General features: G+C 61.4%; 1 pseudogene. It reads left to right on the top strand.

From position 1 onward, the window contains the following. A pseudogene (locus tag FE851_RS26590) lies at positions 1-324 on the top strand (IS630 family transposase); the annotation flags it as partial.

The raw sequence follows: 324 nt of genomic DNA, 5'->3' as shown, positions 1-324 counted from the left end.
CCACGTCACCATGCCCAGAACGAATATGCGATGGAGGATTTCAAAAAGGGGGCTTTGCAGCCGAACTGGCAAAGGTCAAAGCTGCCCTCCCGCACGGCACGCCGCTAGAAGTCTGGTTCCAGGACGAAGCGCGGATCGGCCAGAAAAACAAGATCACTCGCCGCTGGGCCAGACGGGGCACCCGGCCGTCGGCGCCCAAGGACCAGAGGACGAAATCGGCCTACATCTTCGGCGCCATCTGCCCAGAGCTTGGCAAGGGGGCAGGTCTGATCCTCCCGTTCTGCAACACCCAGACCATGTCGCTGCATCTGGCGGAGATATCGC

Source organism: Sphingobium sp. B2, assembly GCF_007693735.1.
GTDB classification, from domain to species: Bacteria; Pseudomonadota; Alphaproteobacteria; order Sphingomonadales; family Sphingomonadaceae; genus Sphingobium; species Sphingobium xenophagum.
The sequence above is the reverse complement of the archived record's forward strand: the minus strand, read 5'-3'. Positions and strand labels throughout refer to the sequence as shown.